The sequence below is a fragment of the Prosthecobacter vanneervenii genome (assembly GCF_014203095.1).
GTDB classification, from domain to species: domain Bacteria; phylum Verrucomicrobiota; class Verrucomicrobiia; order Verrucomicrobiales; family Verrucomicrobiaceae; genus Prosthecobacter; species Prosthecobacter vanneervenii.
Genome location: NZ_JACHIG010000019.1, coordinates 1 through 22,407 on the forward strand (window position 1 = coordinate 1; position 22,407 = coordinate 22,407).

Annotated in this window: 13 protein-coding genes; 6 read left to right on the forward strand and 7 right to left on the reverse strand. The window is 62.5% G+C overall.

Annotation, left to right across the window (positions count from 1 at the left end):
- Nucleotides 1–393 precede the first annotated feature (393 nt).
- From HNQ65_RS25315 to HNQ65_RS25335, 4 genes are all read right to left on the reverse strand, one after another.
- Nucleotides 394–3,684, reverse strand: a complete 3,291-nt coding sequence (locus HNQ65_RS25315; RefSeq protein ID WP_184344433.1) for a tetratricopeptide repeat protein — start codon at nucleotides 3,682–3,684, stop codon at nucleotides 394–396.
- 189 nt (nucleotides 3,685–3,873) lie between these two features.
- Entirely contained in the window at nucleotides 3,874–4,770 is an 897-nt protein-coding gene (locus HNQ65_RS25320) for a hypothetical protein (protein ID WP_184344435.1), read from the reverse strand.
- Nucleotides 4,771–5,363: 593 nt separating this feature from the next.
- The gene (locus HNQ65_RS25330) at nucleotides 5,364–5,969 is read right to left on the reverse strand and encodes an SOUL family heme-binding protein (protein ID WP_184344439.1); all 606 of its coding nucleotides are present in this window, start codon (nucleotides 5,967–5,969) and stop codon (nucleotides 5,364–5,366) included.
- A 315-nt stretch (nucleotides 5,970–6,284) separates the two neighbouring features.
- Complete coding sequence (locus HNQ65_RS25335) at nucleotides 6,285–6,626, reverse strand: nucleotidyl transferase family protein (protein WP_184344441.1); 342 nt, start codon at nucleotides 6,624–6,626, stop codon at nucleotides 6,285–6,287.
- A 189-nt stretch (nucleotides 6,627–6,815) separates the two neighbouring features.
- Between HNQ65_RS25335 and HNQ65_RS25340 the strand changes: the two genes are divergently transcribed.
- Together HNQ65_RS25340 and HNQ65_RS25345 are read left to right on the forward strand one after the other, a co-directional pair.
- Nucleotides 6,816–8,849, forward strand: coding sequence for a DUF1549 and DUF1553 domain-containing protein (locus HNQ65_RS25340; protein ID WP_184344443.1), 2,034 nt, complete (start codon nucleotides 6,816–6,818; stop codon nucleotides 8,847–8,849).
- The gene (locus HNQ65_RS25345) at nucleotides 8,839–10,266 is read left to right on the forward strand and encodes a DUF1501 domain-containing protein (protein ID WP_184344445.1); all 1,428 of its coding nucleotides are present in this window, start codon (nucleotides 8,839–8,841) and stop codon (nucleotides 10,264–10,266) included. Before HNQ65_RS25340 ends, HNQ65_RS25345 begins: the two co-directional genes overlap by 11 nt.
- A gap of 334 nt (nucleotides 10,267–10,600) precedes the next feature.
- Here the strand turns inward: HNQ65_RS25345 and HNQ65_RS25350 are convergent, their stop codons facing one another.
- The gene (locus HNQ65_RS25350; protein WP_184344447.1) at nucleotides 10,601–13,279 is read right to left on the reverse strand and encodes a winged helix-turn-helix transcriptional regulator; all 2,679 of its coding nucleotides are present in this window, start codon (nucleotides 13,277–13,279) and stop codon (nucleotides 10,601–10,603) included.
- 22 nt (nucleotides 13,280–13,301) lie between these two features.
- Nucleotides 13,302–14,474, reverse strand: coding sequence for a hypothetical protein (locus tag HNQ65_RS25355; protein ID WP_184344449.1), 1,173 nt, complete (start codon nucleotides 14,472–14,474; stop codon nucleotides 13,302–13,304).
- 418 nt (nucleotides 14,475–14,892) lie between these two features.
- On the opposite strand from HNQ65_RS25355, the gene HNQ65_RS25360 reads away from it, so the two are divergent.
- The 4 genes from HNQ65_RS25360 (at nucleotide 14,893) to HNQ65_RS25375 (ending at nucleotide 19,070) form a co-directional block, all read left to right on the forward strand.
- Nucleotides 14,893–15,783 (forward strand): type IV toxin-antitoxin system AbiEi family antitoxin domain-containing protein, encoded by an 891-nt coding sequence (locus HNQ65_RS25360; protein WP_184344451.1) that lies wholly within the window; start codon nucleotides 14,893–14,895, stop codon nucleotides 15,781–15,783.
- Nucleotides 15,784–15,802: 19 nt separating this feature from the next.
- Nucleotides 15,803–16,657 carry a nucleotidyl transferase AbiEii/AbiGii toxin family protein gene (locus HNQ65_RS25365; protein ID WP_184344453.1) on the forward strand — a complete coding sequence of 285 codons (855 nt, stop codon included), beginning with the start codon at nucleotides 15,803–15,805 and terminating at the stop codon, nucleotides 16,655–16,657.
- Between the two features lie 98 nt (nucleotides 16,658–16,755).
- Nucleotides 16,756–18,018 carry a right-handed parallel beta-helix repeat-containing protein gene (locus HNQ65_RS25370; protein ID WP_184344455.1) on the forward strand — a complete coding sequence of 421 codons (1,263 nt, stop codon included), beginning with the start codon at nucleotides 16,756–16,758 and terminating at the stop codon, nucleotides 18,016–18,018.
- Between the two features lie 83 nt (nucleotides 18,019–18,101).
- Nucleotides 18,102–19,070 (forward strand): alpha/beta hydrolase, encoded by a 969-nt coding sequence (locus HNQ65_RS25375; protein ID WP_184344457.1) that lies wholly within the window; start codon nucleotides 18,102–18,104, stop codon nucleotides 19,068–19,070.
- Between the two features lie 499 nt (nucleotides 19,071–19,569).
- On the opposite strand, the gene HNQ65_RS25380 is transcribed toward HNQ65_RS25375, so the two are convergent.
- Nucleotides 19,570–22,266 carry a tetratricopeptide repeat protein gene (locus HNQ65_RS25380; protein ID WP_184344459.1) on the reverse strand — a complete coding sequence of 899 codons (2,697 nt, stop codon included), beginning with the start codon at nucleotides 22,264–22,266 and terminating at the stop codon, nucleotides 19,570–19,572.
- Nucleotides 22,267–22,407: the final 141 nt, after the last annotated feature.

Genomic DNA, 22,407 nt, shown 5'->3' on the forward strand with positions numbered 1-22,407 from the left:
CCCACCATGCAAAGCGTTGGGTTTTCATCGACATGTCTTCTTGCCTCGATGCACCCAATTTGCCAATCGACAGGTTTTCAAACACGACCTAGGGTAAAACTCCCCGCCCCTCAAACTGCATATTTTCCGTTGAAGGTGCTGGAATCAAGCGATGCGTGGGCGGCTGTCCCGGCTTGGATTGAATAAATTCGTACCTGAAGCGAGGGCTCTTTGACTGAACATCGAAGGCTGGCAGGTGAGAGGATCAAAAGAGAAAGGCCATGCACAAGCTCTTGGGTCCGATCTGCCAGACGCAAGTATTTTGTGTGCTCGTTTGTGCTTCTATCTGGTATCAACGATGCTGCTGCAACGCGCGGCCTTCGTGTGCTGCCTTTCAGTGTGGCGGGTGAATCCTCACGCCTTCGCCTCCGCCTTTGTCAGGGCATCCATCAGTTCATTCGACTTTCGTGTGTCAGGGTGGTTCCTGCCCAGCAGCTTCAGGCGGCCCTCATGGGCGCGCCGGGCATATTTCAGGGCTTCCGGCTGCTTCTTCTGCATGCCCAGGCACACGGCCAGGTGGTGGCAGGTTTCCAGCGTCTCCGCACTCTCCGCGCCGAAGGCATGCTGGCAGATGCCCAGCGTCTGGCGCAGTTCCTTTTCGGCCTCCGCATCCTTGTGCTGCCGAGTCAGCAGGTCTGCCAGTGCGCGGCGCGACTTCACGGTTTCCCTGGCTTCCGGTCCGAAGGCACGGGTCTCTGCGGCCACGAGGCTGCGGCTCTCCCTCTCCGCCTCGGCGTATTGCTCCTGCGTGATCAGCGTGGCGATGATGGCCTCCTGCAGGTCCAGCACCCGGCGGTGGTCCTGGCCATAGGTCTGGATGAAGGCGGGCATGTGCCGGCGCAGCTGTGCGGTCACCTCCGCGCCCCGGTCCTCCGTCTGGCGCCATGCCAGCAGCAGCGCGATCTGGGCCTGGGTGTGCATATCCTCAGCACCGAGCACGCGGAGAGAGATGTCCAGCACCTCGCCGAGCTCCTTGCATGCCTCTTCAGGCTTCTCCTCTTCGTGCAGGACACGAGCCAGAAGCATGCGCTTCCGCAATGTGTCCTCTGATTCCGCGCCAAACACCCTGGTATAAAGTGGCAGCACCTGGCGGTATTCCTTTTCAGCCTCGTCATCCCTGTCCATTTCAGCCAGCAGGCCGGCCAGCGTGCAGCGGGACTCCACAGTCTCTCTGGCCTCGGGCCCGAGCAGACGCGTCTGCGTGGCGATGAGGCTGCGGCACTCCTTCTCCGCCTCCGCGTGTTTCTTCTGCTCCATCAGTGCGTCGAGCAGCGTGGTCTGCAGTTTCAGCACCTCGCTGTTGTCCTGGCCATAAGTTTTGACAAAGGCGGTCAGGTGCTGGCGCAGCAGCGCCTCCACATCCGCATCCTGGCCCATGCTCTGGAGGATCTCCATGTTCATCACCACATCCGGCAGAGGGGAATCATCTGCGGGGCCGTGCGCGCGTGAGGCCAGGGCCAGCGCCTGATCAAACTCCTTTCCCGCCTCCTCCTCTTTCTTCTGCAGCAGCAGCAGGAAGGCGAGAGACGTGCGCACACGCAGGGCGGAGGCGGACTCCGTGCCAAACGCCTTGTCAAAGAGGGGCTGCAGCGCGCGGTATTCGGCCTCGGCTTCTGTCCATTTTTTCTCGTCCCTCAGGATGCCAGCCAGAGCGCTGCGCTGGTGCAGAGCAGACTCGCTCTCAGGACCGGGCCGCTTGCTGTAAAAGGCGATCACGCGGCGGCACACTTTTTCCGCCAGCTCATGTTGGTCATTTCTTCCCAGGTTTCTGATGAAGTCTCCCAGCCCGTAAAGAGAAAACGTGTGCGATTCCTCCGGTTTGATCACACGCTCGCAAAGCGCCAGCACCTGCTGGTATTCCGCCTCGGCCTCCGTCCATTTCTTCTGCTGGCTCAGGCTGCGTGCCAGGCCGCTGCGTGTGTCCAAAACGATATTGTTTTCTGCTCCAAGCACCTTGATCTGCAGCGGCAGCAGGCTGCGGTACTCCGCCTCGGCCTCCGCCCATTTTTCCTGCTGGCTCAGGGCATGGGCCAGACGGCTGCGGGTGTCCAAAGTGTACTTGCTTTCCGCGCCGAGCACATTGACCTGCAGTGGGATCAGGCTGCGGCATAGCTCCACCACTTCCGCGTCCTTGTCCTGGGCGGCCAGGGCATCCACGAGAAGGCTCTGGCAGAACACTGCATCCTTGCTCTCGGCGCCGAAGATCTTGATTTGGAGAGGTGTCAAGATGCGGCACTCCGCCTCCAGCTCCGCGTTCTTGTCCTGGGCTTTCAGAGCTCCGAGGAGATAGACATGGCATTGCAGCGTTTCCTCGCCCTCATTTCCGAGCGCCTTGTTTTGCAGCGGGATCAGGCGGCGGCACAGCTCCTCCACCTCCGCGTTCTTGCTCTGAGCAGCCAGGGCTTGGATGAGCTGGAGCTGGCTGTGCAGCGTTTCCTTGTTTTCGGCCCCGATCACTTTGATCTGGAGCGGGATCAGTCTGCGGCAGAGATCCTCAGCTGCCGCGTGCTTGTTCTGAGCAGCCAGGGCTTGGAGGACAGGTGTCTGAATCGCGAGCAGGCTGCGGCAAAGCTTGTCCGCCTCCGTGTGCTTGTTCTGGGCATCCAGGGCCTTGAGAAGATGGAGCTGCCAATCGAGCGCTTCCTTGCTCTCGGCTCCGAAGACCTTGACCTGCAGCGGCAGCAGGCTGCGGGATTGCTCCTCCACCTCCGTGTTCTTATTCTGGGCGAGCAGGGCTTCGACGAGAAGGTTCTGGCAATGCAGTGTCTCCTTGTTTTCGGCTCCGAAGACCTTGACCTGCAGCGGGAGCACGCTGCGGCAAAGCTTGTCCACCTCCGCATGCTTGTTCTGGGCAGACAGGGCTATGATGAAATAGGTCTGGCTGTGCAGCGTTTCAGAGCCCTCGGCCCCGAGCACTTTCGTCTGCAGCGGGTGCAGGCGGCGGTATAGCGCCTCCACTTCGGCGTTTTTGTTCTGGGTACCCAGCACGCGGATGAGATGGTACTGGCAGCGCAGTGTCTCCCTGTCCTCGGCCCCGAGAGTGCGCTCGTAAATGACCAGCCTCTCGCGGAGGTCCGCCTCGGCCTCCGCCTGTTTTCCCTGCCAGTACCAGCCCTCAGCCAGACGTCGGCGCGTCATCAGAGTGACTGGATCCTCAGCTCCAAGCACCCGTGTCGCAGTGGCCACGAGGCTGCGCAACTCCTCTTCAATCGCAGTCCCCGTAGTGAAGCTGCCTTTGGCCGCGAGCAAGGCGGACTGGCCGCGCAGTGTTTCACGATCCTCCGCGCCGAAGACTTTCGACAGCACCGGCAGCAGTTCGCGCAGTTGCGCTTCCGACTCCGCCACCTTGCCCAGCATGCGCAGGGCGTCTGCAAGCAGGAGGCGGGCGCGCAGTGTTTCCCTGGCCTCTGCGCCCAGTGCCTGCATGCGCGTTGCCACGAGCGCCTGCGCGGCCTTCTCTGCCTCGGCGTATCTGGCCTCCGCGTACAGCGCCTCCGCAGCCGCGAGGGCCTTCTCATCAGCCGCTGCAGCAGGGCTCTTTTGGCCCGCCTTTTCCTTGCCGCTCTCTGCGGCGCGTGCGGGTCCGGCACCCACGGTGGAATAGAGCAGGGCCAAGGAGAGCGCGGAAGACAGAAGCGGTTTCATGGGTTGGGAGCGTGGTGGGTTGCCATGATCAACCGCCGGTATCGGCTCGTCACGAGGTTTTTGATCTAGAACAAACTCTGCGGAGCTTTGTAAGTCTTACTCCAAGGGGACAGTAACTTTCGGCATGGTCCGAAGGTGACCAGGTGAAGGGGGCGCATAAGGGCCTCCTTTCACCTGGCTTGGGCTATCTCAATCACGTCCAAGGCTGTGTTGGCAGTTTGTGTTGCTGCGGGGGGGCGGCGACGGCGTAGGAACGGGGGCTGGGGCAGGAGGCGATACTGGTGACCGTTTTTTTTGCTCTTCAAGATCACGCATCCGCTGCGCCGCATCTTGAGTCGCTTTAAACGCCTGGCGATAGGCTTCTTCAGCCTGTTGGATCGCCTTCTCGTTTCCAGCCGTCCGAGCTTCTGATTCCTTGATCATCGCGTCCAGACTTTGAATTTGCGCAGCCGGATCGGCACCTGTTTCCTCCATGATTTTATCCACCTTGTCTCTCAAGTGTTTTGGCAGCCGCTTCCTTCCGTAGTCATACCCTTTCTTGGTCCATTTGAGAGTCTCTCGAAGATTTTGAAGACTACGGATATTATCTTGATTCGCTTGCAGCACCTGCTTTGCATCAGCGAGTTCTTTTGAGAGTCTTTGCTGCTCTGCCAGGCGGGCTTTGAATTGTCGCTTCGCAGCGCCCAGTTCTGATTTGTCTGCCAAATCCAAGACATCTTGGGTGGTCAGCGGCGGGGGGCTCGGGGCTGTGGATGCCAACGGGTTGCCGAAGCTAGAGTTGCCAGCATTGCCACGGCTGTCGGGAGCGGCTCCATAGGACTTGCTCTGCGGCGTGAGGTGTCCCCTGGCATCGGCTGCCGCAACCACATTATGGAAATAGTCGCTGCGGTGATCGCCCGCCTCCTCCGGGTTGCCGTTGTAGCGGTGCACGAAATCTTGGAATCCGGGCTTGGGCGGGGATGCGCCCTGGGTGCGGTACACGAGGTCATGGACCTCCGGTCTGCCGTTGAGGGCGGAATGGGAACCTGTGGCGTCATCATGTTCTTGGTGCTGAGGATCAAGGTCCTCGTGGGTGATGGGTGGCATATACCAAGGACTGGTATCATGGGACACAGACGACGAGGTGCCGGGGCTGCGGCTGGGTGCTCTGGCACCGAACTGCGGGCTGCGTGGGTCACGGAGAGCAGGGGAGTCCTGCCGACGGGCCTCATTACGCGGGCGGAGGTTGCCGTCCTCATCCATGTAGTGTGGGGAATCGCCGTTATTGTATTGCTGGCGCACGGCATCAAAGACACCGCTGGCCTTGGCGGCGGTCACACCGTCCTGGTGTGGTGTGGCCTCCTCCGTGTACTGGAGCTGGCGGGCGCTGGCCTGTGCGCCGCGCTGGGAGAGCGCCCGGTAGGTGGCCTCTGGCTCCCGCCTTTCAGGCAGATGGCTGCTGGCCCGCACCCCGCCGCTGCGCGGCATCGCCTCCGGGTTTTCATCATGATCATCGTCAGCCTCCAGATCAGGACGGCGGACTCGGGAGGCTGGCAGGTGAGAGGATGCAAAGAGAAAGGCCATGCCCAAGCTCCTGGGTCCGATCTGGCAGACGCAAGTGCTTTAAAGCCGGTTCAGCTGGGAAAGTAGCAGGAGGTGGTAGGCTGGCGTTTTGCGCCAGTCGGGGCAGGGCAGGGGCATCACGGCTTCAGAGGCAGCATCACCTCATTCAGTCGCTGCGCAGGCAGGGTAAAGGGGCCGTCATACACCGCATACACGGGCTCTTCCACCCAGGCGAGCTTCCGCGCCCGCAGCCATTCGCGCAGCTGGTCCATCGCCTGCGCACGGCCCGGGCCCTCCGGCTGGCCGCTGTAGGAGCACACCGCCACGCGTCGTGCGGGCAGCGTGGCGATCTCCACCGCCGCATCTCCGGCACGCGGCGCCTGCTTCTGATGGCTCTCCGGCAGCACAAAGCTCATGGTGCTCTTTTCCATCAGCACCGGCGTGGTCATGGAGATCTTTTCCCCTTTCTCATTCGCTCCGCCGATGTAGCGAAACAACCGCATGAAGCTGCCGCCGTTCTCCGCCCCGCGCGTGCGCGCGATCTTCAGCGCCGGATACTCGCGGATGGAAAGCCGCCCCTCCGCCACCACCGTCTGGTAGGGCGTGGTAGGGTAGTTTTTGCGCGAGGACGAGGCGCAGGACTGGCAGCCGAAGCCCACCCCCGTCAGCAGCGCCAGCGCCATGACAGAGGATGCCGGCCGGCGGCGCAGCGTTTGAAGAGCAGAGGAGAAAAAGCGTTTCATGGCAGGTGTGCAGAGAGTGAGCCCACCCATTCAACGCCTCCCCCCGCCGCACGGATTCTCATTTCACTGCCCAGCCCGCACTTTGCCGCACCGGCTGCCGCCCAGCACCTCTGTGCTGGGTGGAGGCCGCGCGACGCCGCCCCAGCGGGTGGCATCCGAGCAAAGACATGATTTCCGATTCTCTCCACATGGGTTAAGGTCATCTCGATCCGTCCCCCCGCTGTTTTTTGCTTTCCTAACGTGTCTGAGATGCTGAATGACCGTGTGCGCCCCTTGCAGCTAGGCTGAGTCCCGCACATCCGTGAAATCACCGCATCACTCCGGCTGCTGCCAAGGTGCTGCCGCAGGCGTGGCGGACGGCAGGGGTTGGAGTTGCTTTTGTGGCACTGGATCTTCAGTGGGCAGCTCTTCCGGCCAAGGTTCTGGGAGTGTTCTGGAATACCAAATCCAATACCCTCTAATTCGATACCGCAGGCTGAACCTGCGGTTGATTTCATTCCTTACCATCCTGGCCAGTTTGTCCGGAGGCGCCATGAGCCTTTCATTCTCTTTGGGCTTCGGCAGGGCTACCGCAGGCAGGGGGGTAAAAAGCATCACCACGGAAAGCGCCGCGCAGACCACCGTCATCAGGCAGCCGAGGCAGAGCAGCAGCCCCATGCCAAAGCCAGAGTCGGCACGCGCACCACCTACCCGACCCGAAGGGCGGCCGAACGACGGACGGCAGAGTCTATGCGACATGGGCACCGTTTTACCGGAGGCACAGGCGCGATGTCAATCCTAAGACCGCGAAGCATCCACACATCCGCACGTTCAGGGCAGGGGAGGCTCCCCACCCGCCTCCGCCCTTTGCCGCACCGGCTGCCGCCCAGCCCCTCTGTGCTGGGAGCGCCGGTGTCCCACCGGCTCTGGGTAACGCTCCGCCGCAGCCGCGCTGCGCCGCATCAGCACACACGCACCCCCATCCCCACGAAAGACCCCGCACCTGCAGCCCGTATGCTGCGGGTGATTCGGACTTCGCTGCTTTCCCTCTCTCTGCCGCTGCTTCTCCCCGCGCTCTGCGGCGGGCTGGGCGGTGGTGCGTTTGCGGCGGAAAAGGCGGCCGCTGCCAGTGCCGCTGCGCCTGCCGACACCTCAGGCATCGACTGGGCCAGGGCGCGTCAGCATTGGTCCTTTATCCCGCCCAAGGCGCAGGCTTTGCCCGCCGTGCGGGACACCGCATGGCCGCGCGGCCGGGTGGACAGGTTCATCCTCGCGCAGATGGAGCAGCACGATCTCACCCCTTCGCGCGAGGCCGAGCCGCGCACGCTGCTGCGGCGGCTGTACTTTGACCTCACCGGCCTGCCGCCCACGCCGGAGGAGGCGCAGGCCTTTCTCTCTGACACACGCCCGGGTGCCTACCAGAGGCTGGTAGATGATCTCCTGGGCCGCCGTGCCTTTGGCGAGCGCATGGCCTCGCTGTGGCTCAATCTCGCCCGCTATGCCGAGGACCAGGCGCATCAGGTGGGAAACAACACCTCGCTCAATCTCCCCAATGCCTGGCGCTATCGCGACTGGGTGGTGGCCGCCTTCAATGCGGACCTGGGCTATGACCAGTTCATCCAGCGGCAGCTTGCCGTGGATCTGCTGGAGCCGCAAAACAAGGCCGACCTGCCCGCCCTGGGCTTTCTCGGCCTGGGGCACAAGCTCTACGCCCGCGGCCGCCTGGATGTGCAGGCCGAGGAATGGGCCGAGCAGGTGGACACCGTCTCGCAGACCTTCCTGGGCCTCACCGTGGCCTGCGCCCGCTGCCACGATCACAAATTTGACCCCGTCTCCACGCGCGACTACTACGCCATGGCGGGCGTGTTTGCCTCCGTAAAAAAGGTGAGCCTCCGCCCCGATGGCAAGGATGAGGACGACAAGACCAACGCCGAAAAAATGGACCCCGGCACGCTGCACATCGTGCGCGATGATGAGAAGCCGCACGACCTGCCCATCTACCAGCGCGGCAATGTGGACACGCCCGGAGACGTGGCCCCGCGCGCCTGGCTGCAGGTGCTGAGCAAGGGCGAGCCCGTGAAGTTTCAGCAGGGCAGCGGCCGCGCCGAGCTGGCACGCCACATCGCCGCTGCGGACAATCCGCTCACCGCACGCGTGATGGTGAACCGCGTGTGGGACATGCTCTTTGGCCGCCCGCTGGCACGCACCACCAGCAACTTTGGCGCGATGGGAGACAAGCCCACGCACCCCGCGTTGCTCGATGACTTGGCCGTGCGCTTCATGCAGCAGGGCTGGTCCATCAAGCGCCTCGTGCGCGAGCTCGCGCTCTCCGCCACCTACCGCCAGAGCAGCCAGGGCAGCGCGGCGAATGCGCAGCTCGATGAAGCCAATGACCACCTCTGGCGCATGAACCGCAAGCGCCTCGGCATCGAGCCCCAGCGCGATGCCGTGCTGGCCGTGGCGGGCACGCTCAGCCCCGAGGGCGGCCGCTCCATGGACCTCGCCGCGGCGGATCATTACAAGCGCACGCTCTACAGCCAGATCAGCCGCAAGGAGCTGAACAAGACGCTCATGCTCTTTGATTACCCCGATGCCAATGTGCACGCCGCGCGCCGCTCGGAAAGCACCACGCCCACGCAAAAGCTCTACGTGATGAACAGCCCCTTCATGCAGGCGCAGGCGCGCGCCCTCGCCCAACGCCTGCAGCAGCATGCGCCCGATGACGCCGCACGCATCCGCCACGCCTACGCGCTGCTCTTTGCCCGCGAGCCCCTGCCGCAGGAGACGGAGCTGGCACTGCACTTTCTCCAGCAGCCCGCCGATCCCGCCGCAGGCATGAGCCCGTGGGAGCAGCTCGCCCAGGCCCTGCTGGCCACCAATGAGATGACCTATGTGGACTGACCCCTCACTCACCACCGCCGCAGGCCTGCCCCTCACGCGCCGCGCCACACTGCAGCGCCTGTCCGCAGGCTTTGGCGCCATCGGCCTCGCAGGCATGATGGGCGGCAAGGCCGGTGCCGCCGTGCGTCAGCAGATCACACCCAAAGCGAAGCGCGTCATCTTCCTCTTCATGAACGGCGGGCCGTCGCACATCGACACCTTTGACCCCAAGCCCGCGCTCAAAAAATACGAAGGCCAGCAGCCCTCAGGAAAGCTCTACAAAGCGCCCAAGACCAGCGGCTTCATGTCCTCCCCGCTGAGCTTTCAGCGCCACGGCCAGAGCGGCATCGAGGTCAGCGAGAGCCTGCCGCATCTCGGCAGCATCATCGATGACTGCTGCGTCATCCGCTCCATGCACACCAATGTGCCCAATCATGAGCCCGCGCTGCTCATGATGAACACGGGAAACATCCAGCCCATCCGCCCCTCGCTCGGCTCCTGGGTGCTGTATGGCCTGGGCAGCGAAAACGAAAACCTGCCCGGCTTTGTGGTCCTGCGCCCCACGCCAAACATCGTCGTGGGCCCCGCCTTGTGGAGCAATTCCTTCCTGCCCGCCGAGTATCAGGCCACCGGCGTCATCACCTCTGACATGGCCGTGGACAAGCTGGTGGCCAATGTGCGCAACTCCCAGCTCCCCGTCAAAGCGCAGCGCCGCCAGCTCGACCTCATCCAGAGCCTCAACCAGCTCCACGCCGCGCAGCGCGAGCACGACTCCGCGCTGGAGTCGCAGATCAAGGCCATGGAAACCGCCTACCGCATGCAGAGCGCCGCCAGCGATGCCTTCGACATCAGCCGCGAGCCCGAGAAAATGCGCGAGCTCTATGGCGACACGCCCTTTGGCCGCTCCTGCCTGCTCGCGCGTCGTCTGGCCGAGTCCGGCGTGCGCTTCATCAGCGTGTACTACACCAGCACCAGCAACCAGCCCTGGGACACTCATAGCAACCACTACCAGAGCCACCCCAAGCTCTGCGCCGACAGCGACCGCGCCTCCGCCGCGCTCATCAGCGATCTCAAGCAGCGCGGCATGCTCGATGACACCCTCGTCGTCTGGACCGGCGAGTTTGGCCGCACGCCCTACTCGCAGGAAGCCCCCGACAAGAACAAGCAGACCGACCCCATGAAGCGCGGCCGCGACCACCACCACACCGCCTTCAGCACCCTGCTGGCCGGCGGCGGCATTCGCGGCGGCCTGGCCTACGGCACCTCCGACGAGCTCGGCATGAATGCCGAGCAAAACCCCGTCCACGTCCACGACCTCCACGCCACCATCCTGCACCAGCTCGGCCTCGACCACGAAAAGCTCACCTACCGCTACGCCGGCCGCGACTTCCGCCTGACCGATGTGTTTGGGAATGTGGTGACGGATGTGCTGGGGTGAGGTGGGGGGCTCTTTGCGCGCTGCCGTGGAACTTCAGCAAGGAATCCATTGCGCAATGGTTTCATTGCACGAGTCGACTTCCACCTGACCGATGTCTTTGGCAATGTGATGACGGATGTGCTGCATGAGGGGGGGGAAGTCGTCCTCGAACTCCTACTCGAACTCGTCCTCGATCCTTGCGCTGCGCCAGCTCCAGACACTCACACAGAATGCCCCGCATGCATTGTAGCACCGGCTTCAGCTGCTCAGGCCAGACTCCGCCCGCCACGCAGCCCACATCTCACGTTCATGCTGTGACGCAACGCGTAAAGGTGGCCGCATGAAGGATGAGCGGTCAACCCGGCTCAGCAGACAGCCCCAGCGCTTGCTCCACAATCGCACGCTCAGGGGCCGCGAGATCCAGCAGAATCGTTCGGTCCTGCCCACCAGCTTTCACAAAGTTCACGATGGTGCGCAGGAGTCGCAGCGAAAGCCGGAAGTCCGGCACGCTTTCACCAGCCTTCTCCCACGCTGCCGCCCAGCCTTCCAGATTGTCAGTGGAGGGGAAAGGTGCTCCCTCTTGAAAGACTCTACCCATGTGCTGGACGACGGCTTCGCCGAGGAAGGGGAGGGTTTGGTGCTTGTCGAAAAGTTCGAGCAAAAGCGATATAGTATCTTTGCGTCCTGTAGGATTAAGTCCGACGGAAAAAACGACACCAATCAAATCGTATACATATTCTCGACATACTGATGAACAAGTGCTGTTCAAAGCCAATCCTTGTTCCAGCATTTTGAAGGCTTGTTTTTTTTGCCCTTCGGAGAGATGCACCGTTGCGAGAACAAGATAAGTGTCTGCTCGCGTTTCTACCGAGTAATCCAAATTTTCAACAATGTTGTCAAAATCGATGAACGCTTTCTTTAAATTTTTCAGTGAAAAATAAGCAATGCCTCGATTGTGTTTTGCTCGTGCAATCTCATCTTTGTCCGCATCATCGCTGTTAATTACAGCGGTAAAGTCATCGATTGCATTTTGATATTTACCCATATTGGCGTGAACTACGCCGCGCATGGAAAGCGTACTAATATTTAATGCTTTATTAGATTTTGACTTCTTCAAAACGAGAGTGAAATCAGCAATAGCTTTATGAAAATATTTAAGATTAAAGTAGTTTAATCCTCGTTGACACAATGATTTCGTAACCTGTTCAATTGAGGCTTCTTTATGATTTATTACCTCTGTATAATCCATAATCGCACGCTTTAAATCTCTTAGCGCTGTATATGCACAGCCGCGGTTGAATAAAGTCATGCATTTTAAATTCGAAGAAGCGTCTGCATGCGTGATAGCAAAAGTATAATCATTGATTGCTTCCGCCAGGTGGCCATTGTGAGCTTTTATAAGTCCACGCTCCATGTGAGCTGTTGCCAACTCTTTCATCTCCACTTTTTGAATATCAATGGCCGCCTCAAAGTCACGCAAGGCTTCTGCATTTTTCCCCACCTGTTTAAAAACCACCCCTCTCGCCGTGAGCATTCTTGCGCGCAGCTCTGGAGTGCCTGCTTCTGATATGGCCTCAGCAAGGCATTCTAGACACCCCTGCTCGTCGCCGTCAGTCAAGCATTTAAACGCCACGAGTGAGCTTTCGGGCAAGTTTGCAGTTACTTTGGCCCGCATTTCATCTGTCATCTTCTCAAGCTCTTTAATTCCAAGGTTGGCCAGTAAAAGCTTAACCCTAAGATTGCCTTCCTTCTTATTCTTTGAAATTGCAGCTTCAAAATAAGCCCGGGATTCGGAGGCTGAATCCGCCGCCCCCAGCCGTTCATCCAAATCCTTGTCATCATACCACACGCGCAAGAAATCCACGAGCAGCCGCAGGGGCTCGTGGTTGGACGTTTCCTTCACCTCCACGCAGATGCGCATGAGCGGCTCGCTGATTTCGTAGAGGGACTCCCGGCCGCGCTGATTGGCGGTGACGTAGCCCATTTCCCGCAGGTCCTGGAGCTGGCTGGAGATGGTCTGTGGGGTGGCAAAGAGGCGTTTGGCGATCTCCTTAACGGGCACGGTACCTTCAGCGCGGCAGAGGTGTTCGATGATCTTGCGCTGCTGCGCCGGGAGCCAGCGCAGACGCTCCTGATAGTAGGGGGTCAGCTCGTCCACCATCTTCATGAACGGGACTAGCAGCGAGTCCATGGTCTCACGCGTGATGAACTGAGACAGGACAATGTAGATTCGGTGATTGCCGCCGGAGAGGTGGTGCAGCGCCTGCACGCGGGAGCGGCCACGGCTCGTGGAGAGGAACTCCACCACATCCTGCTTGCCATGCAGCGTGGCGATGTTTTTGAGGAGTTCCGTGGCTTCGGAGACATTGAGCGGCTTGAGATGCTCGGTGTGGAAGAAGCCATGAAAAGGATTGTCCCTGTGGGTCATGGCGTCCACCAGCCGCTGCGCGGTGGCCACAAAGCACACGCATGCGTTTTCCTGGATGAAAGCGCGCAGCTGCTTCTGCCCGGAGTCTCCCAGGCTGGTGAGCAGGGCGTCGAGATTTTCAGTGACGACCAGCAAAGTATGGCTGCCCAGAGCCGCAAGCAGTCTGGCAGAGACGAAGTCGAGCGCCTGCGCAGGTTTGAGCTCGTAAGCCTCCGCCAGCTGTGCCTCCTGAAACTCTGCCGGGTAGCGCGCCTCCAGCGCGGCATGGATCTTGAGCAGCAGATCCAGCAGCGTGGTGCTGGTCTCGTCTTCATTGAGCCAGGCGATGCGCAGGCGGTCATGCACGCGCTCGTCTTTGCCAAGACGGCTGACGATGAGCGAGACAAGATGGCTTTTGCCACAGCCACGCGGGCCCACGAAGAGCTGGTAATGCTTGCTCCCGGTGGTGGCGCTGTCCACCACGCGGTCCACGGCATCCTGCAGGAGGCCCTGACGCTGCACCAGAATGGACTCCAGATGCGCAGGATCGGTGCGGCTGGGTGTGAAGACCCAGAGAGTGCCGGGCTCGATGGAGCTGCTGGGAATGACGGGCGGGCTGGTGCTCATGGTGGTGCAGAATAGATGAGGCTCAGAGACTGCGGTGGAGCTGCCACCAGCGGCGGATCAGCGGAAACTTGAAGGTGTGGCGGCCTTCGGCATTGCGCCGCAGGTAGTGGTCGCGCTCCAGCAAAGAGAGCAGCCGGAGGAGCATCTCACGATCGTCAAAGGTGCTGCTGGCCTTGAGCAGGGCTAGAAGTTCATTCACCGTGGGCGGCTGCTCTTTCACCGCCAGTTCGTCCAGAATGATCAGCACTGCGGGCTGATGATTGCCATAGTAGGTCCGCAGGCGCTCATGGTAGTGGCGGAGTTTCCACGGATCGCCGGCATCCAGCAGATGATCTGCCACCACACTCTGCGCGCTGTCCGGGCTGGCGGGGAGTCCCCGGCTCTTCAGTGCACGGACCACATGATGAATGTAGAAGGGAAAGCATCCGGCCTCCTGAGAGATGGCGGCTGCTGCCAACGCCTGATCGGAACACTGGAGCATTTCCCCCTGAATGAGCATCGCGGCCAGATGCGCGGCGTCCGGCTCTGCAATGGGATGCACCTCGATCTCCGCCATGTCATTGAAAGGATCATTGGCATATTGTTTGTCCCGCAGGGAGTGCAGCACATGGTGCAGACCGATGGAGCCAGTGAGGATCATGCGCAGCCCCGGCAGCGTCTGCCGCAGAGCACGCAGGGTGTCCAGCACCTCCATGGCCGTGCGCTCCCCCTCGCGGTCACGGATGTTTGCCAGCATGAAGGGCACCTCATCCCAAAGGAAGAGCAGCCGGGTGCTGCTGGAGTCGTTTTCATGGATCAGATCCTCCAGAGTCTGGGTGAGCATCTCCTTCCAATGAGTATTACTGGCGCTGGGCAGCTTGATGAGGCCTGCCACCTCCACGCCTCCGAGTGACTTGAGCAACTCCATGCCCCTCCGTGCGGCTTTCTGCTTTCCGCTGAGGAACTGATTCACTTCCTTGTAAACCACCATGGCAAACTCCATGGCTGTGTGGCAGCGCTCCAGATCCTGAAACACCGGCACCCAGCCTGAAGCCGGGGCGCTTCGCATTTTTTTAATGATGGTGGTCTTGCCAATACGCCGCTCCGCAGTGAGCACGATGCTCTGCTGCTCAATGACCTCCCACAGATGCTGAATGAAGGCATCCCGTCCAATGACGGAGTCTGAGTCGATTTCCCCACCTGGGTTTGATTTCATGGGTAAAACATACGTCTATTTTAACGTGCGTCAAATTTGTCGTATGTATATTCGGGTGCAAAAGAGGTGTCACAAATTCAGCCGCCGCCTCCCTCCCATGGCGGCTGCCAGTTTTTCCATGGGATTGTCCGAGGCGGTTGGGAGCGGCGGGGGCTTTTGTGAACACGGCACCTCCCGAAGCGCTAGAGGACAGTGACTCAGAGGATGCTGAATCTTAGATCAATGCGGCCAACAATTACCATTCAGCGGTTTAACTAAGCCAGATAGACTTGTCCTAAGGACAAGTCTATCTGGCTATAATCTCTTGTCAAGACAACAACCCCGCAGATGCTTTTGAATAAAGGGTTGACAATCGGATCTTTAATGCCTACTTGTTTATGTCCTTAGGACATAAACAAGTAGGCGAATAAATCACCGCATGGACCTCACCAAAGCCATCACCCTTTCCCTCGGAGAGGTGGCGGAGCCGGTCGTCACGGCGTACCGGCTTGGGGTCATTCTGCACCAGCTCTACGCTGAAAAGGCTTACCAAGGGGAGAAGATCAGCCGGCTGCAAAAGGACTTTGCCACATCGGCGGAGTTTCATCAGCGGCTGGCGGAGCTGCTGAATGCGGGTGTGCTGCGCCCGCTGCGTGGATGCAGCGCCACCGTGTACAGCCTGCTGGGCAGGCGCGATGACGATGCAGAGGAGATCGCCTGCAGCATCGATCCCTTTTGCTACCTCTCCCACCTCAGCGCCATGGCCCACCACGGGCTCACCGAGCGCATCCCCACCGCGCTGTTTGTGTCATCGCCAGATGCCAGGGCGTGGAAGCAGTTTGCGCTGGAGCGCATGGAGAAGGATCTGAAGCGCGGCTATGCGGCATATCGCGAGCACGGCCTGCCCCTGCTCACACGGCTGAAGCTGGACAAGATCGGGCGGCGGGAGGTGCACCGCTTTGCCTCCAGCCATCTGGGAGCCTACAAGAACGTGCAGGGCAAGACGCTGCGTGTCTCCAGCATCGGGCGCACGTTTCTGGACATGCTGCGCAACCCGGAGCTGTGCGGCGGCATGCGGCATGTGATGGAGGTTTTTGAGGAGCATGCCGCCGGATACCTGCCGCTGATCGTCAGCGAGATCACCCAGCACGGCTCCAAGATCGACAAGGTGCGCGCGGGCTACATCCTCGAAGAGCGCATGCATCTGCGGGATGCCACCGTCGAAAGCTGGGCTGCATTGGCGCAGCGGGGAGGATCGAGAAAACTGGACGCCTCCGCCGAGTATGTGCCAAAGTGGTCTGACAAATGGTGCCTCTCCCTCAACCTCTGATCCCTGGCATCCCTAATCCATGAAGGACGTCGGAGCACATGACATCGCCGAGTGGGTCCGTCAGGCTCCGAGCGATCAGCGCGAGCTGCGTCAGGCGGTGCACACGGTGCTGGCCGCCATCGCCAGCGATCCGCAGCTGCGGGCCTCCATGATCATGAAGGGCGGCATTCTTCTGGCGGTGCACTACCACAGCGCACGCTTCACGCGGGACATCGACTTCTCCACCGACATGAAGCTGGGGCAGGTAGATCCAGAGGACGTGCGGCGCCGGCTGGACGATTCCCTGCGCCTGATGGTGGAGACGCTGGACTATGACCTCGACTGCCGTGTGCAGGGCTGCAAAGTCAATCCGCCCAACCGGCCCAATGCCACCTTTCCCAGCATCGAGCTGAAGATCGGCCATGCTTACAAAGGCACACCCAAGCACCGGCGGCTTCTCCAGCTCCTGTCGCCCAGTGTTTTGTCCATCGACTACAGCCTCAATGAAGCCATCTCAAACGTGGACCAGATCGTTATCGGGCTGGATCAAAGCGTGAACGCCTATCCGTTTGCCGAGCTGGTGGCTGAGAAATTCCGTGCCCTGCTGCAGCAGGTGGATCGCAACCGCTACCGCCGGCAGGATGTCTATGACCTGGCGCTTCTCTCCCGTCTGCCACGCGATAAGTCGATGAATGCAGCCATTTTGCAAAGCCTGCTCATCAAGGCGCGAACCCGCAACATCGAGCCAACCCGCGAGTCTCTTGGCGATGAAGAGATCAAGCAACGCGCGGCGGCTGAATACCCCACACTCAAAGACGAAGTGCAGGGAGAGCTCCCAGACTTTGAATCTTCATACGCCGAGGTGATGGCTTTTTACCAAAGCCTGCCTTGGTAAAAATCGACGGCATAGAGCGCGCCCCCAAAGTGCGTGATGAGACCAGTACGCTCTTGCCCCCCGGAAAGCTCCTGCCTCCCACGCCCGTTGGTTCAGGCATGAAACGCCTTCTTCTCTGCCTTGCCCTTGTGTCTCCGCTGTCGGCTGCTGAGCGGCCGGAGGTGGTGACGCCGAGGCAGACGAGTGGAGATACGGCCGTGCAGCCGCGCTGGGAGGAGACGCTGGTGGTCACTGTGGGGCCGAAGGAGGCGGACATCGTGGGCGGGGATCAGCGCGCCATCCAGGCGGCGGTGGATCATGTGGCGCGGCTGGGCGGCGGCACCGTGCGGATCAAGGCGGGCACCTACCACCTGCGCAATGCGGTCTATCTCCAGTCAGGCGTGCACCTCCTCGGCGAAGGCAGCCTGACGGTGCTGATCAAGGAGCCCTCCGCCACGACTCCGCTCAAGCTGGACAGCGATTGGTATGATCAGGAGATCACGCTGCAGGATGCCAGCGGCTTCCGCGTGGGCGATGGCGTGTGCCTGCGCGCCAAGGACGCCAAGACCGGGCGGCAGACCGTCATCAAGCGCACGCTGGTGGCGCGCAGCGGCGGCCGCTTCAAGCTGGACAAGGCCCTGCGCGAAAACCTCTGGCAGATGAACGACTCCACCTGCGCCACGCTCCTTCCCCTGCTCAGCGGCGAAAACGTGAACGATGTGCGGATCGAGAACCTCGTGCTGGACGGCAACCGCGCGCACAATGCGGAGCTGGATGGCAACTACGCCGGCTGCATCTTCCTGCAAGACTGCAACCGCATGCACATCAGCGGCGTGACCGCGCGCAATTATCACGGCGATGGCATCAGCTGGCAGATATGCCACGATGTGGTAGTGGTGAACTGCCTGAGCGAAAACAACAGCGGCCTGGGCCTGCACCCCGGCAGCGGCTCGCAGCGCCCCATCATCCGCGGCAACATCCTGCGCGGAAACGACATCGGCCTCTTCTTCTGCTGGGGCGTGAAGTACGGCCTGGCGGAAAACAATCAGGTGGAGGGAAACCGCATCGGCATCTCCATCGGCCATCGCGACACGGACAATCTCGTGACCGGCAACACCATCCAGGGCAGCAAGCTCAGCGGCCTGCTCTTCCGCCCCGAGCGCGGGCCGGACTTTGCCGGACACCGCAACCGCATCGAGCAAAACCGCTTCATCGACAACGCCCCGGAAGGCGGCGCGGTCATCGACATCCAGGGCGGCACGGAATCCATCACCATCAGCGACAATGAGTTTGCGGAGACACGCGGCGGCAGGCCACGCGTGCTCGTCAAGGAGGGGCCGGAGACAAAGCACATCGTCATCACGGGCAGCCGCAAAAAATAGAGCGAGGGAAGGGGAGGGCCAGGCGCGTACCGGTTTCTCTGCACCGCACCCACGCCGCCATCCTGCCAGCCGCCGCTTTTCTCATGACACTCCGCGCCTTCACCACCCGACTCGTGCTCGCCACGCTCACTGCCGTCTGCTCCGCCACGGCGGCAGACGCGGGCAAGCCACCTGCTGCCACCACCACCCCCCCCACTGCTGCGGCGGAGGCTGCGCCCAAGCCCTCGCCCACCACACGCATCGCCCTCTGGCCGGGCAGGGCGCCGAATGGCGACGGCACCTTTGAAGACTGCGCGCTGGAGCTGGAGGTCTTTCTGCCGCCTGCGGGGAAAGGAAACGGCGCCGCCATCGTGCTCTGCCCCGGCGGCGGCTACATCCGCCATGTCACATCGCGGGAGGGCTACCCCATCGCCGAATGGCTCAATGCCCACGGCATCGCCTGCATCATTCTGGAGTATCGCCTGCCCAGGCTGCGCCACGCCGTGCCGCTGCTGGATGCCCAGCGCGCCCTGCGGCAGGCGCGTGCCAATGCCACGAGCTGGTATCTCGATCCGCAGCGCATCGGCATCCTGGGCTTTTCCGCAGGCGGGCACGTGGCCTCCACCGCCACCACGCATTTTGACGCAGGCCGCGCCGATGCCGCCGACCCCGTGGAGCGCCAGAGCTGCCGCCCCAGCTTTGCGTGGTTCGTCTATCCCGTCGTCACCATGGGGCCGTACACGCACACGGGCTCGCGCAAGGAGCTGCTGGGGGAAGCCCCGCCCGCAGACCTCGTCAGCCTCTACTCCAATGAGCAGCGCGTCACCGCAGACACACCGCCCGTCTTCCTCGCGCACGCTGTGGACGACAAGCCGGTGCCCATCGAAAACAGCCGCCAGTTTGTGCAGGCCATGCAGACCCATCAGCGCCCGGTGGAGCTGCTGGAGCTGCCCTCCGGCGGCCACGGTCTCAATGGCTGCAAAGGCCCGCTTTGGGAGCAGTGGAAAGCCGCCGCACTGCAGTGGTCCGCGCAGCAGGGCCTCATCCCGCTGCTGAAACAAGGCGCGCAATGAGCGGCCGGCGGAGCGGGTGCATCTTGATGGTCGCGGCTTTGCCTGCGCTGGAGATTGCGGGCGCGTGAGAAATCGTCCCGCCCGTCTCCGCCGGAGCATCGCGAGGGCGCCAGCATCGTGGTCCGCACAGTCCCCTGTGCGGCACGCCAGCTCCACGATTCCCAAGCCACACCAGCCGCCGCAGCACCCAGCGCTCATGTCTTGCCATGCTGGGCGCTTTCGCAGATCAGGCGACACGAGCGTGCGCCAGCATCGGGGTCCGCACAACGCGAAGCCAGCCGAAGGCAATCCTCTGTGCGGCTCGCCAGCCGGTTTCATGCACGAGTCACCGACCTCCACCAATCCGCAAACACACGCCCTGTGTGGGGATCAAGATGATCCCCCTCCGTCGGCTTGTGACTTCACCTTCAGACTTTTTTTAACGGATCGTGATGGCATGCTGTATCATGGCATTCCATGCTATGACGCGGCACGTCCTTTGCTGGAGCAGCCCCCTCCATCAAAGCGGCTGCCAGTTTTTCCAGGGGCGGGTCCGGGGCAGCTGGGAGGCGCGGCGCTCGGCTTCGGCGATGTCTTGAGGGGGCAGCTGCTCGCGGGTTTGCTGCACGCATTCGCGGGCGCCGTCTTCCTTCAGCGCCTCGGCGCGGAGAAACCACGCGAGCGCCAGCACGGGATCGCCAGGGTGGCCGGGGCGGCTTTCCAGCAGGAACCTGCCGAGAGCGATCTGCGCCGGGCCGTAGTCCTGGGCGGCGGCCTTGGCCAGCCACTCTGCGGCCTGCGCAGGATCTTTGCGCACGCCACGACCCCGGGCGTAGCAGCGGCCCAGATTTTCCTGGGCCTTGGGAAAGCCCAGTGCAGCGGCCCGCTCCAGGTGCTGGATGCCGCTGGCAGGGTCTTCATCCACACCCCGGCCATCGAGGTAGCAGAGCCCCAGCTCTGTCTGTGCGGGTGGGTAATGCTGCAGGGCGGCCTTCCGGAAGGCTTCGGCCGCCTTGACGTCGTCCCTTTCCAGGCCGGCGCCGGTGGCATGGCGCATGCCCACATCGTACTGCGCGGGCGCATAGTAGCAGGCGCTGGCGAGCTGCAGCCACTGCAGCGCCTCGGCTTCGTCCTTGGCCACACCCTCGCCAAAATGGTACATGAGACAGAGGCGGTACTGCGCTGATGGCAGTGTCTGCCAGTGCCTGTAGGTGGAGACGGCGTGGTCGCTGTCGCGCTGCACGCCGTAGCCGTCGCGGTAGCAGTCCGCCAGCTTGAGAATGGCGATAGGGTAGGGGTGCTCCTCAATGAAGGCCGTCAGCAGGCGCACCCCGCGCTCGGGATCGGCGGGCCGGCCGGTGCCATCGAGGTAGGTGCACGCCAGCGTGTAGCGCGCCATGCCGTGGCCCTGCCCGGCGGCCTGCTCCAGCAGACGCAGGCCCTCGGAGTAGTTCGTCAGCTTTCCATAGGGATCGATCATCTCATGGCCGAGCAGGTACTGGGACTCGGTGTGGCCCCTTTGCGCAGCGCGCTTGAGGTAGGGGATGGCGTCATCCGGATCTGCGGAGGCATCCCGTGCCCTGAGCAGGAGAAACTGGCCGTAGGCACCCAGGCTCTCGGTGCCGCCCTGCTCGGCGGCTTTGCGGTAGTAGGTGGCGGCCTCCTGCGGGCCCCTGCTAAAAAAGCAGCCCTGCTGCAGGCCCCTGGCCAGCGCCAGCTGCGCGGGCTCGTAGCCGGCGTCGGCAGCCTTTCGGTACCAGCGCTCGGCGGCGTCCGTGTCCCGCGTGAAAGAGGAGGGCTGGGTGTAGTACTCAGCCAGACGGAACTGCGCCTCGGCATCGCCCTTCTCAGCCTGGGCCAGCAGCTTTTGGCGCTGCTCCTCCTCTCCCGCGACCATGCGCCGGTACTGCTCTGGCAGCAGGGCCAGACGCTCGCTGGGAGAGAGCTGCCTGCCGCCACCCTGCGGCGTGCCGTGGGCGGAGGAGCCGGGCGCGGCGTTCTTCCCAAAGGGGCTGCCCTGCGGGCCATAACTCCCTTGTTTCCCACCGGTCGGCCCGATCGAGATGACGCCCCCGTCCGGCATCCTGGCCACGAGGCTGCCGTCGGGGTGGTTGATGACGGTCAGCTTGCCCTGGGGCGGGCTGCCTGCAGGCGGCTGCGCCGGAGAAGCGGGCGCGGGAGCTCCTGAGCCGGGCATTTTCTTGAGAGAATGGTGGTCGTCACGCAGGCCGGAGCGCGCCACGGTTTCAGAGGCCGCATCCGCCTGGCGCTGCCGCTCGCGCTGGGCTGCGGAGGGGGGGCGGGGCCGGTCGCTGTAGCCCGGGCCCACGCCAGCCCCGGCGCCGATGCCTGGGGCAGGCATCCCCGGCATCTGGGAGGCCAGGCCACGCCTGCCCGGGCCTGCGCTGCCAGAGAGCCCGCCATACAAAAACAAACCTGCCCCGCAGACCAGCAGGGCCGCAGCCCCGAGCCCCACCCAGGTCCAGCCCGAGAGACGCCGCTGCGGTGCCTGCTCAGGCGGCACGGCACTCTGCCCACGGAGAGGGCCCGGGTAGAGCGGAGGAGGCGGCGCTTTGGCAAACTCCGGCCTGCCCCCCGCCAGCGCCGTGAAAGCCGGCAGCGGCGGCGGCTGTGATCGCGCAGTGAGTGAAGGCGAAGGCGGTGCCTCTGCATTGAAGCTCGGCTGCGGCTGCGCCTGTGCAGTGAGCGGTGGCGAAGGCGGTGCCTGCACAGCGAAGGGCGAGGGCTGCTGTGCCTGCGCCACGGCTTGTGCCTGCGTATTGAAAACCGGCAGCAGCGAAGGCGGTGCCTCTGCATTGAAGGTCGGCGGTGGCTGCGCCTGTGCAGTGAGTGGCGAAGGCGGTGCCTGCACAGCGAACGGCTGCTGCTGTGCCTGCGCCATGGCTTGCGGCTGTACCTGCGCCGCCACCGCATGGCCGGTGCCGAGAGCGAAGGCCCTGGGGTCATACCCTGTCTGGGCCTCGGGCAGCAGCACGCGGTAGGGGTAGAGATTCAGCGGGCGCTCGCGCAGAAAGGCATACGCCTTGCGGATCTCGCCATCCCAGAGCTGTGCCTGGGCAGCCAGCTCGGCATTGTCTGGTGCCTGGTGCACCGGCCCCCACACACGCCACAGCGCATCCATGCAGGCCCGGTCCACCGCCTCGTGCGTGATGGGGGCAGACAGCCCGAGGAGGTGCATGGCATCAAACAAGGTCATGGGCAGAAAGACGGAGCGGAAAGCGGGGGCGGAAAATCAGAGCCGAGAGCGTGCAGGGGAGGGATCAGGGGACTTTTCAGGAAAGACCTCCCTGTTTAATTAAGCGAAGTCTGCAATAGATTCCAGTGGATAGAGAAATTG

What these genes read in the sequence shown, in the direction of transcription:
- HNQ65_RS25315 (WP_184344433.1), bottom strand. Translation starts at nt 3,684, where the DNA reads ATGAAACCGCTTCTGTCTTCCGCGCTCTCCTTGGCCCTGCTCTATTCC.
- HNQ65_RS25320 (WP_184344435.1), bottom strand. Translation starts at nt 4,770, where the DNA reads ATGCCACCCATCACCCACGAGGACCTTGATCCTCAGCACCAAGAACAT.
- HNQ65_RS25330 (WP_184344439.1), bottom strand. Translation starts at nt 5,969, where the DNA reads ATGAAACGCTTTTTCTCCTCTGCTCTTCAAACGCTGCGCCGCCGGCCG.
- HNQ65_RS25335 (WP_184344441.1), bottom strand. Translation starts at nt 6,626, where the DNA reads ATGGGGCTGCTGCTCTGCCTCGGCTGCCTGATGACGGTGGTCTGCGCG.
- HNQ65_RS25345 (WP_184344445.1), top strand. Translation starts at nt 8,839, where the DNA reads ATGTGGACTGACCCCTCACTCACCACCGCCGCAGGCCTGCCCCTCACG.
- HNQ65_RS25350 (WP_184344447.1), bottom strand. Translation starts at nt 13,279, where the DNA reads ATGAGCACCAGCCCGCCCGTCATTCCCAGCAGCTCCATCGAGCCCGGC.
- HNQ65_RS25355 (WP_184344449.1), bottom strand. Translation starts at nt 14,474, where the DNA reads ATGAAATCAAACCCAGGTGGGGAAATCGACTCAGACTCCGTCATTGGA.
- HNQ65_RS25360 (WP_184344451.1), top strand. Translation starts at nt 14,893, where the DNA reads ATGGACCTCACCAAAGCCATCACCCTTTCCCTCGGAGAGGTGGCGGAG.
- HNQ65_RS25365 (WP_184344453.1), top strand. Translation starts at nt 15,803, where the DNA reads ATGAAGGACGTCGGAGCACATGACATCGCCGAGTGGGTCCGTCAGGCT.
- HNQ65_RS25370 (WP_184344455.1), top strand. Translation starts at nt 16,756, where the DNA reads ATGAAACGCCTTCTTCTCTGCCTTGCCCTTGTGTCTCCGCTGTCGGCT.
- HNQ65_RS25375 (WP_184344457.1), top strand. Translation starts at nt 18,102, where the DNA reads ATGACACTCCGCGCCTTCACCACCCGACTCGTGCTCGCCACGCTCACT.
- HNQ65_RS25380 (WP_184344459.1), bottom strand. Translation starts at nt 22,266, where the DNA reads ATGACCTTGTTTGATGCCATGCACCTCCTCGGGCTGTCTGCCCCCATC.